The sequence below is a fragment of the Mycobacterium sp. genome (genome assembly GCF_049585075.1).
GTDB lineage: Bacteria > Actinomycetota > Actinomycetes > Mycobacteriales > Mycobacteriaceae > Mycobacterium.
This window is the reverse complement of the sequence record NZ_JBAUZA010000364.1, coordinates 1-14165: the sequence shown is the minus strand read 5'-3', so window position 1 is coordinate 14165 and position 14165 is coordinate 1. Positions and strand designations below refer to the sequence as shown.

Here is a 14165-nt window from a genome sequence, read left to right as displayed (position 1 = left end):
GCGCGCCGCGGCCTCCCGGTACTTCTGAAGGGTCCCACCGGATGTGGGAAAACACGGTTCGTGGAGGCTATGGCTCACGAGCTTCGACGCGATCTCATAACCATTGCGGGACACGAAGATATGACGTCAGCAGATCTGGTGGGCCGATTCCTGCTCAAGGGCGGCGAAACCGTCTGGGTGGACGGACCTTTGACGCGGGCCGTGCGTAACGGTGCCATCTGCTATCTCGACGAGGTGGTAGAGGCGCGGCAGGACACCACAGTGGTCATCCATCCGCTCGCCGATCACCGCCGTGAGCTTCCGGTCGACCGGCTCGGAACGACATTGCAAGCGGCGCCCGGGTTCCAGCTGGTGATTTCCTATAATCCCGGCTACCAGAGCGTTTTGAAGAACATCAAGGAGTCGACCCGCCAGCGTTTCGTCGCCATCGAGCTCGACTTCCCGCCGGTCGAGATCGAGACGGAGGTGGTTGCCTGCGAAGCAGGCATCGATTTCGAGACAGCGAGCGCTTTGGTCAAGCTGGGCAACGCCATTCGAAATCTGGATGGCTCACCGCTTCGTGAAGTCTCCTCCACGCGGATGTTGATCCTCGCCGGCAGCCTCGTCGCTGAAGGGCTCAGCATGCGCAGCGCTGTCCAGTCGGCCGTCGTCCAAGTCCTCTCCGACGATCGGGATGTCGTACGCGCCCTTGGCGAACTCGTCGATGCCGTCCTTCCTCAGACGTGACCGCTACAGGTCCCGGCGGCCCTGACCGATTTCGACTCCTCGCCAGCTTCATTGCCGGCAGGTCTACCGATGTTGCGGAGGCACCGGCCGGCGAGGCCGCTCACACCAATGGCCGAGTCATCTTCGTGTCGGCCGGCCGCCCCGTCGCGGAGCAGCGCCGCGAGCTCCTGGTTCAGAGTGCTCTACTCGGTGCGGGCAGCCTGGATCAGCGGCTGGTAAAGGCCTTACGGGCGCGTCCCTCGGTGGCGCGCCGCTACCTGGCCCTCGAAGGTTGCCGAGTGCTTGCCGAACTCGCCGGGGAAATCCCACTTGCAGCCGCGGTTCACGCCGACGCGCAACCGAGCACTGCGAGCGCTGCCGAGTCACTCGAGGTGGCGAGAGGCCGAGTGATGGTTGCTGACCCGCCGGAATGGTTCGGTGTCATCAGGCCGTCCCGATTGCTCACTTCCTCTCGCGGACCGGGTGCACAGGCCACCAACAAAGAGTTGCGCCTGGAGTACGAGCCGATCGACTTGCCCGAGACCGACGATGACGAGGACCGGGAGCGGTCTGGAGAAAGCAAGGTCCTCAAGCTTTTTGAGAATCCGCTCTTCAACTCGCGCGCTCTATCGGACTACTTTCGTAAGCTTTTCGGAAGCTCACGTGCCCCCGGGGACGGCGTCGCGGGAGCGGAGTTGCAAGTGCGCTCCGTTCGGCGGGTCGACGCGGCGGGATCGAATACCCGGCCTCTCCCTACGCGGATCCATTTCACCGATGACGGCAATCCCGGTGCCGTGGTCGGCGTAGGCGGCGCTCTCTATCCGGAATGGGACGTACACAACAGCCGGTATCGGCCCGAGTGGTGCCGGGTCATCGACTTTCCGCTGACGGCCAGTGCCGACGTCGCCGCCGCCGGCGTTGTGCAGGACAACGTCCTCAGGCGACGTTTGTCCCGGGTTGGCCTCGGCCCCAAGGTTCTTCGCGGCCGACCTGAGGGTGACGAGCTGGACATCGAGGCGCTCATCAATTTGTTCGCCGATCTGCGGTCCGGCTACTCGCCACCGGAAGACGTCTACCTAGAGCGCCGCAAACTTGCTCGCAACCTGGGCGTCCTGATCTTGCTCGACGCCTCCGGCTCGGCCACCGATAGCGATCCGGACGGCCTCGCGGTACACGAACACCAACGACGGGCGGCCGCCACACTTGCGGTCACGCTCGAAGAGCTTGGCGACCGCGTCGCCGTCTACGCATTTCGCTCACACGGCCGAAATGCGGTTCACCTTCCGGCCATCAAAGCGTTCGGACAGCCTTTCGGCGCGGCCGGGCGAGCCCGGCTCAGCCAGCTCCAACCCTCGGGGTACACGCGCCTCGGCGCAGGCATCCGTGGCGCAGGGGAAATCCTCAAAGCCGAGGCGGGCACACCGAATCGGCTGTTGGTCGTTCTGTCTGATGGCTTTCCCTATGACGATGGTTACGAAGGCCGTTACGCAGAGGCCGACGTCTATAAGGCTCTTGAGGAGCTCCGCGTGGATGGCGTTGCGTGCCTTTGCCTTTCCCTCGGCGCGGCCACAGCCGCCGACACGCTCAAACGAGTCTTCGGCTCCGCCAGCTACGCAAGCGCTGCAGTCCTGGCCGAGTTGAGCCCGCAGATGGATGAGTTATTTCTTTCTGCTCTGCGGGAACTGGCCGCGCCTAAACCGTCGAGAAGATGAGTCATAATCTCGGCACTTCAGCTACCGCCGAAGCTGCCATACCGGATCGGCACAGTCCAGGCCTTCGGCTGACAGCTGCCGCTTGATCACCTTGAACGTCGCGGTGCGCGGCAGTGTCTTTGCGATCCGGACGTAGGACGGCCACTGCTTAGGTCCTAGATCGGTCTGCTCAGCAAGGAACGCGCGGAATTTATCCGCGTCGAATTCGGCGCCGGGCGTCATCACCACCGCGGCCATCACCTGGTCGCCGACGGCTGGATCCGGGATCGCGTACACCGCCACCTCCGTCACGTCCGGATGGCGCAGCAGCACCCGCTCGATGGGCGCCGTCCCCAGGTTCTCCCCGTCGACGCGGAGCCAATCGCCGAGCCGGCCGGTGAAATACGCATAGCCGGCTTCGTCGCGGTATGCCAGATCCCCGCTGTGATAGACGCCGCCTCTCATGCGCTGCGCGTCGGCCTCGGCATCGTTGTAGTAGCCCTCGAAACGCCCTGGGCCACCAGCATTTACCAGTTCGCCCACCACGCCGACCGGGCACGGCTGACCGGTGTCGACGTCGACGATCTCGATGCCATCGGGCAGCGGGCCCAATGCGCCTGCCGGGGTATCCGGTGTGCGGCCGATCGCCACCCCGCCCTCCGTCGATCCGAAACCGTCGATGACAACGCAGCCGAACCTTTCCGCGAATCGATCAACGTCGTCCGGCGCTCCCTCATTGCCGTAGACCGCACGCAGCGGATTATCGGCATCGTCTGGACGCTCGGGTGTGGCGAGCACATAGGACAATGGCTTTCCGACGTAGTTGGCGTAGGTCGCGCCGTAGCGGCGGATGTCCGGTAAAAATCCCGACGCGGAGAACTTGCGTCGCAACACCATTGAGCCGCGGCAGGCTAACGCGACCGCCCAGCCCACCAGCACCGCGTTGGAATGAAACAACGGCATTGACGCGTAGCACACGTCGGAAGGACCGAGGCTGAATCGCTCGGTCATCGTCACGCCGGCGATGCCCACCTTGCCGTGGCTACACATCACCGCTTTGGGATCACCGCTGGTGCCCGAGGTGTAGATCAGCATGAACAGATCGTCGGGTGCTGCGGCTTGAAACCGCACGTCGGCGTCATGGTGTGCGGCGACCTCGTCGGCCCAGTCGGTTGTGTCGACATTGATGTGGTCGATATCGCCCAGCGTCGCAGCAGAATTCGAATCGGCCAGCACCAGCTGGCAATCGGCATGGTCGATGTCTCGGGTCAGCGCGGCGCCGCGACGTACCGGGTTGAGCCCGACGGGGATGATTCCCGACACGCCCGCGGCGACCAAGACCGCGGAAAAAAACGGCGTGTTCTCCAATAGCACCCCGACATGCGGCGGCCGGGCCGGGTCGAGCCGCGCGCGCAGCGTGGCGGCCACAGCGGCGCCGTGCCGAAGATGATCGCGCCAGTTGACAAACGAGTCCTCGAAGTAGACGCCCCGATCCTCGACATCGACCAGCGGCCGCAGCAAGTCGACGACGGTGGGGAGCGGGGCAGTCACTGGCTAAGCGGGGGTGTCCGCCAGCTCGCGGCCGATGCGCAGCAGCGCGGCGGTTGCACTGCCCAGCGCGAACTCGGTCTGCTTGGCGGCCAGAAAGTAGCGATGCACCGGATGGTCGGTGTCGATCCCTACACCGCCGTGCACGTGAACAATCGTGTGCGCCACGCGATGTCCGGCGTCGGCTGCCCAGAAGGCTGCGGTCGCGACCTCGGTGTCGGCCGGTAGATCCTCGCTGAGCCGCCAGGCGGCCTGGGTAAGCGTCAGCCGCAATCCCTTGACGTCGATGTAGCCGTCGGCCAGCCGCTGACCGACCGCTTGGAAGCTGCCGATCGGGCGGTCGAACTGCTCACGAGTGCGGGCGTATTCGGCGGTCAGCTGCAGCCCGCGATCCAGGACGCCGAGCTGAAAGGCGCTGCGGCCCAGCCTATCCAGCGTGGCGATCCAGCTGATGACTTCCTCGCCGCCGACCACTCGTCCGCCATCGACCTCGACCCCGTCGAGGCGCAGGTGCCCGATGCTGCCCAGCCCGGTGGTGCCCAGCGCCGTCACCGAGACCCCAGGGTCGCTGGCGGCGATCAGGAAAACTTTGGTCCCAGAATCGGTTTCGGCCGGTACCAAGAAGCCGTCGGCCACCGGGCCGTAGCCGACCTGAGTGCGGGTTCCGGACAGGCGGTAGCCGTCGCCGGCGCGGGCGGCCTGCACCGGACCGTCGCCCATCTCGCCATCCAACGCGACCGTGAGGATCTTGGCGCCGCTCACCGCGGGCTCGCCCCACTCCTTCTGAAGTTCCGATGGACCGAATCGGGCCAGGGCGCCCGCGGCCAGCACGACCGAGTCCAGGTAGGGGACAGCCGCGAGTTGCCTACCGAGACCGACCAGTACGGCGGTCTGTTCAAGCACCCCAAAACCGCCACCGCCCAACGATTCCGGCGCGGCGGTGGACAGGATGTCGGCGTCGATCAGCTTGCTCCACAGGTCGCGGTCAAACCTTTGGTCCAGACCGTCGAGCTGACGTTGATGCTCCGGTGTGCACACCGCGTCGACGATCGTGGTGACCAGGTCGCCGAGATCCTGTGCCGCTTCGGTGGTGGAAAAGTCCATGGTCTCGTGAATCCTTCGGGGAGTTAGCGGTTGGCTCGGGGCAGGCCCAGCGCCACCATGCCGATGATGTCGCGCTGCACTTCGTTGGTGCCGCCGCCGAAGGTCAGGATCAAGCAGGCCCGGTGCATCCGCTCGACGCGGCCGCGCAGCAGCGCTCCCGGTGAGTCCTGACGCAAGGTGGCCGCGGTGCCGAGCACCTCCATCAGCAGGCGGTAAGCCTCGGTGGCCAGCTCGGTGCCGAACACCTTGGCCGCCGACGCATCCGCGGGCGACGGCGAGGCCGCATCCGATGACGCGAGCTCCCAATTGATCAGCTTGAGGACCTCGACCTTGGCGTGCACACGGGCCAGGTTGAGCTGCACCCATTCCGAATCGATGAGCCGGGCGCCGACGGCGTCCTTGGTGTTCTGCGCCCATTCCCGTACCTGGTTGAGCGCCATGATGATCGGCATCGCCGACACCAGCGCGACACGCTCGTGGTTGAGCTGGTTGGTGACCAGCTTCCAGCCGCCGTTCTCCTCACCGACCCGGTTGGCGACCGGGACGCGGACGTCCTGGTAATAGGTGGCGCTGGTGTCCACGCCGGCCATGGTGTGCACCGGTGTCCAGGAGAAGCCTTCGGCGCTGGTCGGCACGATCAGCATCGAGATGCCGCGGTGCTTCTTGGCTTCGGTGTTGGTGCGGGCCGCCAGCCAGACGTAGTCGGCGTAGGCGATCAGGCTGGTCCACATCTTCTGGCCGTTGACCACATAGTCGTCGCCGTCGCGCACCGCGGTGGTCCGCAGGTTGGCAAGGTCGGTGCCGGCGCCGGGTTCGGAGTAGCCGATCGAGAAGTGCAGGTCACCAGAGGCGATCTTGGGCAGATAGAACTTCTTCTGCTCCTCGGTGCCGAAGGCCATGATCGTTGGCGCGACGCTGTTGATGGTCAGGAACGGCACCGGTGCACCGGCGATTGCGGCCTCGTCGGTGAAGATCAGCGAGTCCATCGGCGAGCGGTCCTGGCCGCCGTACTCCTTGGGCCAGTTCAGGGTGAGCCAGCCGTCCTTGCCCATCTGTGCGACGGTCTCGCGGTAGACGTTGCCCTCGCCGACCTCACCTGACGTCGAGCTCAACGCCTCGCGGCGTTCCGGGGTCATCAGCTTGGCGAAGTACGAGCGCAGTTCGCGACGCAGCTCCTCCTGCTCAGGGGTATAACTGATGCGCATTCGGCCACCCTCCAGTAGTAGGTGAATCGCGCGGCAGCCTGCATCAACGGCTACCCATTCGCCACCCTGGTTGTAACACGTTCTAGTCTGAGGGTCCAGCGACCGTCTCGCCGAACGCGTTCGCCGCTGGTCGTATGGTGGGTCCTAGTTAGCCACAGCCCATGTTCAAGGAGGATGCCGTGCGGGTGATAGTCGACCACGATCGCTGCGAAGGCAACGCGGTGTGCCTGGGAATCGCGCCCGATATCTTCGACCTCGACGACGAGGATTACGCGGTGGTAAAGACCGATCCGATTCCCGCCGACGAGGAGGCGCTGGCCGAGCAGGCGATCCTCGAATGCCCGCGTGCGGCCCTCAAGCGCGAAGACTAGAGGTATTCATAACCGCCGGCGACGATGCAGTGGGGGCACCCCCAGCCGCGCAGCGGCGAGGAGGACGCCAGCGATGAGGAGGAGGGGCGTACACGGATGACTAGCAGCACGAAAGCGACCGATCTGTCCGGGAAGGTCGCGGTGGTGACCGGTGCGGCCGCAGGGTTGGGCCGGGCCGAGGCGATTGGTTTGGCCCGTGCCGGCGCCACTGTCGTGGTCAACGACATCGCCGCAGCACTGGATGCTTCCGACGTCATCGAGGAGATCACCGCCGCCGGCGCTAAGGCCGTGGCGGTCACCGGCGACATCAGCCAACGTACGACCGCCGACGAGCTGGTCAGCTGCGCCGACGGGCTGGGCGGCTTGAGCATCGTGGTGAACAACGCCGGGATCACGCGCGACCGGATGCTGTTCAACATGTCCGACGAGGAGTGGGACGCGGTGATCGCGGTGCACCTGCGCGGCCATTTCCTGCTGACTCGCAACGCCGCCACGTACTGGCGCCAGAAGGCGAAGGATTCGGACGGCTCGGTCTATGGCCGCATCATCAACACCTCGTCGGAAGCGGGGTTGGTGGGGCCGGTGGGCCAAGCCAACTACGGCGCCGCCAAGGCCGGCATCACCGCGCTGACCCTGACGGCGGCTCGGGCGCTGGGCCGCTACGGAGTTTGCGCCAATGCAATCTGCCCGCGGGCGAGGACCGCGATGACCGCCGATGTGTTCGGGGAGGCCCCCGAGGTCGGCGACGGCCAGATCGATCCGCTCTCGCCGGAACATGTGGTGACCCTGGTACGGTTCCTCGCATCACCCGCGGCCAGCGCCGTCAACGGCCAGGTATTCATCGTCTACGGCCCGCAAGTGACGCTGGTGGCGGCGCCCAGCGTCGAGCAACGCTTCACCGCCGACACGCAGGCCTGGGAGGCGCAAGAGCTGAGCGCGACGCTAGAGAATTACTTTGCTGGACGCGACCCGGAACGCAATTTCGCCGCGACCGGGGTAATGGAGTAATCGTCCGAGTTATTAGACACGTGTATCGTTTCGAGCGAACTAGAACACGTTGCAGGATGGGCTTCACCACAATGGTTCTGACCTGGCAAAACTACTAACTTTTGTCTAATTTTGCCGTTCTTTGACACTGCGAACATGTTCTAGTTACGATGATCCGGCTCACGCGGAGCGCCGTCGGCTGAGAAAGAAGTCAAGGCGCGCCAACCGGGGATGCAGAGCTTCGCTCTGAGCTTGCAGGCACCCCGCGCGAGAAGGGAAACCAGGTTGATCGAACAGCTCGCGGTCCCGGCTCGGGCCGTGGGCGGGTTCGTGGAAATGGCGCTGGAAACCTTCCGCGCGATATTTCGTCGACCTTTTCAGTACCGCGAGTTCCTCGACCAGACCTGGATGATCGCCCGAGTCTCGCTGGTCCCCACCCTGCTGGTCGCCATTCCGTTCACCGTCCTGGTGGCATTCACGCTCAACATTCTCCTTCGCGAAATCGGTGCCGCCGACCTGTCCGGGGCCGGCACCGCATTCGGCACCATCACCCAGCTCGGACCCGTCGTCACCGTTTTGGTGGTGGCCGGAGCGGGCGCCACTGCGATCTGCGCCGACCTGGGCGCTCGCACCATTCGTGAAGAAATCGACGCCATGCGGGTATTGGGCATCGATCCGATCCAGCGCCTGGTGGTGCCCAGGGTGCTGGCATCGACGTTCGTCGCACTGCTACTGAACGGACTGGTTTCGGCGATCGGTATCGCCGGCGGCTACGTGTTCTCCGTCCTGTTGCAGGGCGTCAACCCCGGTGCGTTCGTCAACGGGCTTACCGTGCTCACCCACCTCGGCGAGCTGGTGCTCTCTGAAATCAAGGCGTTGTTGTTCGGCGTGGTCGCCGGCCTCGTTGGCTGCTATCGCGGGCTTACGGTCAAAGGTGGCCCAAAGGGTGTGGGAGTGGCCGTCAACGAGACGGTGGTGTACGCGTTCATCTGCCTGTTCGTGATCAACGTGATCATGACGGCAATCGGCGTTCGGGTGCTGTCCCGGTGACCGTATGAGTTACGACGCCTCGCTACGCATTCGCCGCTTCTTCTCCCGGTTCGCCGGGCCGCTAGACAATTTCGGCGAACAGGCGCTGTTCTACGGCGAATCGATGCGCTACATCCCGAACGCGCTCACCCGCTACCGCAAAGAGACGATCCGGCTGATCGCCGAGATGACAATGGGAACTGGGGCGTTGGTCCTGATCGGCGGAACAGTGGGTGTCGCAGCGTTTTTGACCTTGGCGTCCGGCGGTGTGATCGCGGTACAGGGTTACGAATCGTTGGGCAACATCGGCATCGAGGCGTTGACCGGATTCCTGTCGGCGTTTCTCAACGTCCGCATCGTCGCACCGGTGGTGGCCGGTATCGCGTTGGCCGCCACCATCGGCGCCGGTACCACCGCCCAGCTGGGAGCAATGCGGGTCGCCGAGGAAATCGACGCCATCGAGTCGATGGCCGTGCACTCGGTGTCGTATTTGGTGTCCACCCGGCTGATCGCCGGTCTGATCGCAATCGTTCCGCTGTATTCGCTGGCGGTGCTGGCGTCGTTTTTCGCCGCGCGGTTCACCACGACGTTCATCAACGGGCAGTCGGCCGGTTTGTATGACCATTACTTCAACACGTTTCTGATACCCACCGATCTGCTGTGGTCCTTCCTGCAAGCCATCGTGATGTCGATTGGAGTGATGCTGATCCATACGTACTACGGCTACAACGCTTCTGGCGGTCCGGTGGGTGTCGGTCTGGCAGTCGGCCAAGCCGTGCGGACGTCGCTGATCGTCGTCGTTGTTATTACTCTGTTCATCTCGCTGGCGGTCTACGGCGCATCCGGTAATTTCAACCTTTCCGGGTAGGGGGACGATGGCAAGCACCGGGGCGCAACGCACACACGTCAGGCTGGCAGCGGCGCTGCTGGCCTGTGTGTTGGCGGCCTTTGTGGTGCTGACCTACCTGTCCTATACCTCGTTTTTTTCATCGTTCGACACCGTTACTGTCACCGCGCCGCGCGCCGGGCTGGTGATGGACCGCGGCGGAAAGGTCAAGTACCGCGGCATCCAGATCGGCAAGGTCGACAACATCAGCTACACCAACAACCAGGCGCAGCTGACGCTGGCGATCGACAGCGGCGAGCTGCGCTACATTCCGGCCAATGCGCCGGTCCACATCGCCAGCAACACGATTTTCGGCGCCAAGTCGGTGGAGTTCATTCCACCCAAGTCACCATTGACGACCTCGCTTCGTCCCGGCGCACACCTGGCCACCTCGGCGGTTTCGCTGGAAGTCAACACGCTGTTTCAGTCGCTCACCGACTTGTTGCACAAGATCGACCCGGTCGAGCTGAACGGGACGTTGAGCGCGCTGGCCGAGGGTTTGCGCGGACACGGCAACGACTTGGGGGCCCTGCTGTCGGGACTGAATACCCTTACACAGCAGACGAATCCGCTATTGCCGACGTTACAGAAGGATTTCCAGAGGACGGCCACGGTGTCCAACATTTACGCCGACGCGGCGCCTGATCTGGTCACTGTGTTCAACAACACGCCAACGATCGCCCGAACGGTCGTGGATCAGCAGAGCAACTTGAATCAAAGCCTGCTGGCGGCGATCGGGTTGTCCAACAACGCCTATGACACGTTGGCGCCGGCCGAGCAGGATTTCATTGCGGCCATCAAGCGCCTGCGGGCCCCGCTGAAGGTGGCCGGGGACTACTCACCGGAATTCGGCTGTCTGTTCGCCGGGATCGAGCGCGGTATCGAGGAATTCGCACCCTTGCTCGGTGTGCGCAAGGCGGGCCTGTTCACCTCGTCGAGCTTCATCCTGGGTGCCCCGTCGTACACGTACCCGGAGAGCCTGCCAATCGTCAACGCCTCCGGTGGCCCGAACTGCCGTGGCCTGCCTGACATTCCGACCAAGCAGAGCGGTGGGTCCTGGTATCGGGCACCGTTCCTGGTCACCGACAACGCCTACATCCCCTACGAGCCGTTCACCGAAATGCAAGTGGACGCGCCCTCGACCTTGCAGTGGTTGTTCCACGGGTCGTTCGCAGAACGGGACGACTTCTGATGGCCGACGGAGGTTACGAATCACATCGTTCGATGTTGGCGAAGGTCGGCATCTTCACCGTGACGATGCTTTTGGTGGCCGTGGGGTTGGTCGTGATTTTTGGCGAGTTCCGGTTCGGACCGGAGAACACCTACCACGCCAACTTCATCGACGCGACGCGGTTGAAGGGGGGCCAGAAGGTCCGCATCGCCGGGGTGCCGGTGGGCTCGGTCAAGGGTGTCACGCTCAACCCAAACAACACTGTGGACGTCACTTTCGGACTCGACAAGCGATACACGCTGTACTCGTCGACCCGTGCCGTGATTCGCTACGACAACCTCGTCGGTGACCGGTTTTTGGAGATCACCTCGGGCCCAGGAGAACTGCGCAAACTCCGGCCGGGGGCGACCATCGACCAGCAGCACACCCAGCCGGCGCTGGATCTCGATGCGCTTCTCGGCGGCCTGCGCCCGGTGCTCAAGGGCTTGGACGCCGACAAGATCAACACGGTCAGCAGCTACGTGATCGACCTGCTGCAGGGTCAGGGCGGAGCGCTGTCCAATCTGCTGGCCAACACCAATTCATTCGGGTCGACGTTAGGTGCGCGTGATCAGGTGATCGGCGATGTGATCAATAATCTCAACGCCGTACTTACAACCGTGGACGCCAAGGGGGCACAGTTCTCGACCAGCGTTGATGAGCTGCAGAAGTTGATCACTGGGTTGGCGCAGGGACGCGACGCGGTGGCCGGCGCCATCCCGCCACTGGCCTCGACGACCTCGGATCTGACTGATTTCCTGAAACGCGGACGCCGACCGCTGCAGGGCGTCATCGAGAACACCCGTCCGATCGCAACCGAACTGGACGATCGAAAGGCCGAGGTGGACAACGACATTGAGCAACTCGGCGAGGACTATCTGCGGCTGTCCGCGCTCGGCGCGTACGGGGCGTACTTCAATATCTACTTCTGCTCGGTGACGATCAAGATCAACGGGCCGGCCGGTAGCGACATCTCAATCCCAATGGGCGGACAGCCGGATCCCAGCAAGGGGAGGTGCGCTTTTGCCAAGTAAGCCAAATCGCAGACAAGACAGGGACCCCCTCCGCACCGGCATCTTCGGTGTGGTCCTGGTCTTCTGCATTGTTTTGGTTGCGTTCGGCTATACCGGGCTGCCGTTCTGGCCGCAGGGCCGGTCTTACACCGCCTACTTCAGCGACGCAGGCGGGCTCGCCCCTGGAAACGACGTTTACGTGTCGGGGATCAAGGTCGGTCAGGTGCAATCGCTGGGATTGGCCGGCGACACCGCCAAGGTGACGTTTACCGTCAATCGTCACGTCAATGTCGGCAACCAATCGCTGGTGGCGATTCGAACCGAGACCATCCTCGGGCAGCGGTCGATCGCGGTGACGCCGGCAGGCTCCGGTACCGCCACCACGATTCCGCTGAGCAGGACGACGACGCCGTATGCCTTGGGCTCCGCGCTGGAGGATCTGGGCCACAACGCAGGCGACTTGGATAAGCCCCAGTTCGAGAAGTCATTGCAGGTTCTCACCGACGCCCTGCACGACGCCACCCCGCAACTGCGCGGCGCGCTGGACGGTGTGACATCGCTGTCTCGCACGTTGAACCGCCGCGACGAGGCATTGGAAAGCCTGCTGGCACATGCCAAGTCGATAACAGCCATACTTGCCGAGCGCGCCGGGCAGGTTAATAAGCTTATCCTGGATGGCAACCAGTTGTTCGGCGCGCTGGATGCGCGGCGCGCAGCGCTGGCCGAGCTGATCGCCGGCATCGATGATGTCTCCCTACAGCTTTCCGGTTTCGTGGCTGATAACCGCAAGGAATTCGGCCCGGCGCTGAGCAAGCTCAACCTGGTTCTGGACAATCTCAACGAGCGCCGTGACTACATCAGTGAGGCGCTGAAACGGTTGCCCCCTTACGCGACCACGCTCGGGGAGGTGGTCGGCTCCGGTCCCGGCTTCAACGTCAATGTGTTCAGCGTGCTGCCGGCACCGATGGTCGGGATAATGTTCGACGCCGTGTTCCAGCCGGGCAAGCTTCCGAACAGCTTCGCCGACTACCTCCGTGGGCTGGTGCAGGAGCGCTGGCGGATTAGGCCGCAGTCGCCATGACCGTGTTGTCTGCTATCAGGGAGCGTCGCCGCGGAACACGGCTGACGCTGGCCGTGCTGCTTGCCGTTTTTCTCGCGGTGGGTGCGTATTTGGTGTGGCCGGCTCGGACCGGCAACAAGATCGTGGGCTACTTCACCTCGGCGGTCGGGCTGTATCCCGGCGACCAGGTTCGGGTTGTCGGGGTGCCGGTCGGCAAGATCGAGTCGATTGAACCGCGCGCAGAAGACGTAAAAGTCACCATGTCTGTGGACCGGGACGTCAAGATTCCCCAGGACGCTCGGGCGGTCATCATGGCGCCCAATCTGGTTGCGGCACGCTACATCCAGCTGGCTCCCGCCTACACGGGAGGACCGGCGATGCCCGCCGGGGCAAGCATCGAGCTGTCTCGCACCGCCGTCCCGGTGGAATGGGACGAGGTCAAACAGGCATTAAGCGACCTGGCCAAGCAGCTGAGTCCCGCGGCCGGACAGATGCAAGGACCGCTCGGCAAGGTGATCAACCAGGCCGCAGACACCTTCAACGGCAACGGCGACTCATTCCACAACGCGCTGCGTGAGCTCTCGCAAGTCGCTGGCAGATTGGGTGATTCGCGCACCGATGTCTTCGGCACGGTGAAGAACCTGCAGGTGCTGGTCGCCGCACTGTCGTCGAGCAACGAACAGATCGTCGCATTCTCCGGCCATGTGGCATCGGTGTCGCAGGTGCTTGCCAAGAGCTCAAATCATCTCGACCAGACCCTGGCCACGCTTAACCAAGCGCTGGTGGATGTCAAAGGTTTTCTCCAACAGAACAACTCGACACTGATCGGAACGGTCGACAAGCTCAATGACTTAACCAAAGTATTGAGTGATCAGAGCGGGGACATCGAACAAGTCCTGCACGTGGCAGGCCCCGGGATCGCCAACTTCTACAACATTTATGACCCCGCCCAGGGCACGTTGAACGGCCTGTTGTCGATCCCGGAGTTCTCCAACCCGGTCCAGTTCATCTGCGGCGGCTCATTCGAGACGCCCGCCGGGCTGTCGGCACCGGAGTACTACAAGCGGGCTGAGATCTGCCGGGAGCGGTTGGGCCCGCCGCTGCGTCGCCTGACCTTCAACTACCCGCCGATCATGTTCCACCCGCTCAATTCGATTACGGCCTACAAGGGCCAGATCATCTACGACACCCCGGCCACCCAAGCCAAGGCGCAGACACCGATTCCAGACCTGAAATGGATACCGGCCCCCGGTGTTCACCCGCCCAGCCCGACAGACTTGCAGGCCTTGTTGGTCCCGCCAGTCCCGAATGGCGCCCCGCCGCCCGGGCCCGTACCCGCATCGGGCGCGTTCGGTC

General features: G+C 63.8%; 13 protein-coding genes. 10 read left to right on the top strand and 3 right to left on the bottom strand.

Annotated features, from left to right (window positions below):
* Positions 1–726 (top strand): CbbQ/NirQ/NorQ/GpvN family protein (locus WB785_RS17075; protein WP_424080493.1); only part of this gene is annotated, 726 nt, incomplete at its 5' end.
* Positions 723–2417: a nitric oxide reductase activation protein NorD gene (locus tag WB785_RS17070; protein ID WP_424080492.1), complete on the top strand. Its 1695-nt coding sequence runs from the start codon at positions 723–725 to the stop codon at positions 2415–2417. The genes WB785_RS17075 and WB785_RS17070, both read left to right, overlap by 4 nt.
* A 21-nt stretch (positions 2418–2438) precedes the next feature.
* Here WB785_RS17070 and fadD17 read toward each other — a convergent pair whose 3' ends face one another.
* The 3 genes from fadD17 to WB785_RS17055 are packed head-to-tail and all read right to left on the bottom strand — an operon-like array spanning position 2439 to position 6253.
* Positions 2439–3947 (bottom strand): long-chain-fatty-acid--CoA ligase FadD17, encoded by a 1509-nt coding sequence (fadD17, locus tag WB785_RS17065; RefSeq protein ID WP_424080491.1) that lies wholly within the window; start codon positions 3945–3947, stop codon positions 2439–2441.
* 3 nt (positions 3948–3950) lie between these two features.
* Positions 3951–5048, bottom strand: a complete 1098-nt coding sequence (locus tag WB785_RS17060; RefSeq protein ID WP_424080490.1) for an acyl-CoA dehydrogenase family protein — start codon at positions 5046–5048, stop codon at positions 3951–3953.
* Between the two features lie 23 nt (positions 5049–5071).
* Entirely contained in the window at positions 5072–6253 is a 1182-nt protein-coding gene (locus WB785_RS17055) for an acyl-CoA dehydrogenase (RefSeq protein WP_424080489.1), read from the bottom strand.
* Between the two features lie 179 nt (positions 6254–6432).
* Here WB785_RS17055 and WB785_RS17050 point away from each other — a divergent pair, with 179 nt between their 5' ends.
* From WB785_RS17050 to WB785_RS17015, 8 genes are all read left to right on the top strand, one after another.
* Positions 6433–6624: a ferredoxin gene (locus tag WB785_RS17050; RefSeq protein ID WP_424080494.1), complete on the top strand. Its 192-nt coding sequence runs from the start codon at positions 6433–6435 to the stop codon at positions 6622–6624.
* Positions 6625–6720: 96 nt separating this feature from the next.
* On the top strand, positions 6721–7632 hold the full coding sequence (locus tag WB785_RS17045) for a 3-oxoacyl-ACP reductase (RefSeq protein ID WP_424080488.1): 912 nt from the start codon (positions 6721–6723) through the stop codon (positions 7630–7632).
* 264 nt (positions 7633–7896) lie between these two features.
* On the top strand, positions 7897–8661 hold the full coding sequence (locus WB785_RS17040; protein ID WP_424080487.1) for an MlaE family ABC transporter permease: 765 nt from the start codon (positions 7897–7899) through the stop codon (positions 8659–8661).
* 4 nt (positions 8662–8665) lie between these two features.
* Entirely contained in the window at positions 8666–9508 is an 843-nt protein-coding gene (locus tag WB785_RS17035) for an MlaE family ABC transporter permease (RefSeq protein ID WP_424080486.1), read from the top strand.
* A 7-nt stretch (positions 9509–9515) separates the two neighbouring features.
* Positions 9516–10718 carry an MCE family protein gene (locus tag WB785_RS17030; RefSeq protein WP_424080485.1) on the top strand — a complete coding sequence of 401 codons (1203 nt, stop codon included), beginning with the start codon at positions 9516–9518 and terminating at the stop codon, positions 10716–10718.
* Positions 10718–11770: an MCE family protein gene (locus WB785_RS17025; protein WP_424080484.1), complete on the top strand. Its 1053-nt coding sequence runs from the start codon at positions 10718–10720 to the stop codon at positions 11768–11770. The genes WB785_RS17030 and WB785_RS17025 overlap by 1 nt, the downstream gene beginning before the upstream one ends.
* The gene (locus WB785_RS17020) at positions 11760–12830 is read left to right on the top strand and encodes an MCE family protein (RefSeq protein ID WP_424080483.1); all 1071 of its coding nucleotides are present in this window, start codon (positions 11760–11762) and stop codon (positions 12828–12830) included. The genes WB785_RS17025 and WB785_RS17020 overlap by 11 nt, the downstream gene beginning before the upstream one ends.
* On the top strand, positions 12827–14165 hold a 1339-nt coding region (locus WB785_RS17015), incomplete at its 3' end, for a virulence factor Mce family protein (protein WP_424080482.1). The genes WB785_RS17020 and WB785_RS17015, both read left to right, overlap by 4 nt.

Bases quoted from the DNA above. Each gene is read 5' to 3' on its own strand.
- WB785_RS17045 (WP_424080488.1), top strand. From the start codon at position 6,721: ATGACTAGCAGCACGAAAGCGACCGATCTGTCCGGGAAGGTCGCGGTG.
- WB785_RS17035 (WP_424080486.1), top strand. From the start codon at position 8,666: ATGAGTTACGACGCCTCGCTACGCATTCGCCGCTTCTTCTCCCGGTTC.
- WB785_RS17025 (WP_424080484.1), top strand. From the start codon at position 10,718: ATGGCCGACGGAGGTTACGAATCACATCGTTCGATGTTGGCGAAGGTC.
- WB785_RS17055 (WP_424080489.1), bottom strand. From the start codon at position 6,253: ATGCGCATCAGTTATACCCCTGAGCAGGAGGAGCTGCGTCGCGAACTG.
- WB785_RS17060 (WP_424080490.1), bottom strand. From the start codon at position 5,048: ATGGACTTTTCCACCACCGAAGCGGCACAGGATCTCGGCGACCTGGTC.
- WB785_RS17030 (WP_424080485.1), top strand. From the start codon at position 9,516: ATGGCAAGCACCGGGGCGCAACGCACACACGTCAGGCTGGCAGCGGCG.